The sequence below is a fragment of the Synechococcus sp. R6-10 genome, from assembly GCF_047461815.1.
In the GTDB taxonomy this organism is placed as follows: domain Bacteria; phylum Cyanobacteriota; class Cyanobacteriia; order Thermostichales; family Thermostichaceae; genus Thermostichus.
In genome coordinates this window covers 1-2,624 of the sequence record NZ_JANSHW010000230.1, presented here as the reverse complement: position 1 = coordinate 2,624, position 2,624 = coordinate 1, and the positions used below count along the sequence as shown (strand labels likewise).

Here is a 2,624-nt window from a genome sequence, read left to right as displayed (position 1 = left end):
AGGTCGACATAGGAGCAGAGGCGGCAAAGTTAAAGATGGGCCCTCTCAAGACTCCAGGGGGGAAGCAGTCAATCGTTGCAGGGTGGGAATGAAGTCGGGGTAGGAGATGCGGGCACAGTCGGCTCCCCTGAGGAGGGTGGATCCCTGCGCTCCTAGAGCTGCCACCATCAGGCTCATGGCGATGCGGTGATCCTCGTGGCTGTCGACCTCGGCCCCGTGAAGAGGGATCCCTCCTTTGATTTCCAGGCCATCGGGATATTCGGCGACCTGGGCTCCCATGCGGCTCAGCTCTTGGGCTATGGCAGCCAGACGGTCGCTTTCTTTGACCCGCAGCTCTGCGGCATCGCGAATCACGGTGATCCCCTCGGCAAAGGCCGCCGCCACCGCCAAAACCGGGATCTCGTCGATCAGGGTGGGGATGAGATCGCCGGCGATGGTGCAGCCGCGCAAGCGGGCCGAACGCACCCGCAGATCTCCCAGGGGCTCGCCGGCCATTTCCCGGCAGTTTTCAATTTGAATATCGGCCCCCATCTCCTGCAACACCTGCAGCGCACCGGTACGGGTGGGGTTGAGGCCCACATCCCTTAGCAGCAATTCGCTCTCGGGCACAATGGAGGCGGCCACCAGCCAAAAGGCTGCCGAGCTGATATCCCCCGGCACCTGAACTCTCTGGCCCACCAGGCGGGATCCCCCCACCACGGCCACGGTTTTTGTTTCCGGATCCACCTGAATGTTGGCCCCGAAGGCCCGCAACATCCGTTCCGAGTGGTCCCGAGAGAGAGCCGGCTCGGTGACTTGGGTGGTGCCTTCTGCCAGCAGACCCGCCAGCAAGAGGCAGGATTTTACCTGCGCTGAAGCCACCGGGGAGCGGTAGTGAATGCCCTTGAGGGATCCCCCTTGTACGGCCAAAGGTGCCAAGGTTCCACCGGCCCGTCCCCAAATGCTGGCCCCCATCTGCCGCAGCGGTTCTACCACCCGCCCCATGGGCCGCGAGCGCAGGGAGCGATCGCCGGTGACGGCAAAAAAGCGCCCGGCCTGGCCAGCCAGGATCCCCAGCATCAGGCGCAAGGTGGTGCCGGAGTTGCCGGCATCCAACACGTCCGCCGGTTCTTGTAGCCGGCCCAGGCCAACCCCCCGAATGCGAACACACTCGCTGTTAAGCTCCGAAATATCTGCCCCCAGCGCCCGAAAACAGGCTGCCGTACTGCGGGGATCCTCTCCCAGCAACAGCCCTTGGATGGTGGTTTCTCCTTCGGCCAGGGATCCCAGCATCAGGGCGCGGTGGGAAATGGACTTGTCACCGGGGATGCTCACTTGGCCGCGCAGGCCCTTGGCCGACGAGAGAGTGAGGATATCGGTAGAAGAAGAGTGAGTCAACACAGCAACTCTGACGGCAGACTGGGCAAAAGCGGGAGCAGTCTCATCATACTCAGAGCGGGACTCGCGCCCCAGAGATTTTGCCGGGGATCCCAAGACAGCCTGTCTTTTGACGGCAACCCCTCTTTTCCCAGAGGATCACCTTAACAACATGGATTCCTCGGTCGGGGCCTGGCCTCGGCCTTTTTTTTGCAGATACTGAACTTTGTAGCAGCAGAAATAGAACCCCCGCAGACCGTGCTTGGCAAGGTGTATCAACACGATTCCGTTTTGACCGAGGAGGTGATGGCCTACCTGCAACCCCAGGGGGGCGGTATTTTTTTGGATGTGACGTTGGGAGGGGGTGGACACAGCTTGGCGCTGCTGCGGGGGGGAGCTGCTCGAGTGGTGGGGTTGGATCGGGATCCGGCGGCTCTACAGGCGGCGCAAGCGCGTTTTGCAGCAGAAGGGATCCCCGGCAGCCGCATCCAACTGTGGCACCTCAATTTTGCCGATTTCGATCTGCAGCAGCACGGCTTTCGGGATGAGCAGGGGCAGGGGATTCCCTTCGATGGCATCGTGGCCGACTTGGGGGTGAGTTCGCCGCAACTGGACTGCCCTGAGCGGGGATTTAGCTTTCGCGGAGAGGGGCCGCTGGACATGCGCATGGATCCCAGTACAGCTCAGGAGACTGCCGCCGATTGGGTTAATCATCGCCCGGTCGAAGAGTTAATCGAGATTTTCACTCGTTACGGCGAAGAGCGATTTGCCCGCCGCATCGCCCATCACATCGAGCAGGCTCGTCCCCTCGCCACAACCACTCAGTTGGCCCAGGTGGTTTGGCAGGCAGTACCTCCGGCAGCTCGGCGAGGCCGCATCCACCCGGCCACTCGGGTCTTTCAGGCGTTGCGCATTGCCGTGAACCGAGAACTGGAGGCTTTAGAAACCTTGCTGGCCCAAGCCCCCACTTGGTTGAAACCCGGCGGCAGGTTGGCCGTGATCAGCTTCCATAGCCTTGAAGATCGCTTGGTGAAATGGGCCTTCCGCAGGGATCCCCGTTGGCAGGTGCTCACCCCCAAGCCCTTGTCCCCTTCCGAACTGGAACGGCAACGCAATCCACGGGCCCGCTCTGCCAAACTGCGAGTGGCTGCCCGCAGCAGTCAGATGTAGGTTTAGGTTGGTTCTCCCGCTCTCAAGAGATCGGCTACCGTGAAGCGGACGGCTAGCCCGCCGAGACCAGGAATCGGGAGGGGGGGTTGCTGTTGGGG

The 2,624-nt window shown here is 62.1% G+C and carries 2 protein-coding genes; one reads left to right on the top strand and one right to left on the bottom strand.

All coding sequences use genetic code 11. The features are described from left to right. Positions 1–45: 45 nt before the first annotated feature. Positions 46–1,380 carry a 3-phosphoshikimate 1-carboxyvinyltransferase gene (aroA, locus tag NW837_RS07285; protein WP_414330255.1) on the bottom strand — a complete coding sequence of 445 codons (1,335 nt, stop codon included), beginning with the start codon at positions 1,378–1,380 and terminating at the stop codon, positions 46–48. A 246-nt stretch (positions 1,381–1,626) separates the two neighbouring features. On the opposite strand from aroA, the gene rsmH reads away from it, so the two are divergent. Beyond that, on the top strand, positions 1,627–2,526 hold the full coding sequence (gene rsmH, locus NW837_RS07280; RefSeq protein ID WP_414330253.1) for a 16S rRNA (cytosine(1402)-N(4))-methyltransferase RsmH: 900 nt from the start codon (positions 1,627–1,629) through the stop codon (positions 2,524–2,526). Positions 2,527–2,624: the final 98 nt, after the last annotated feature.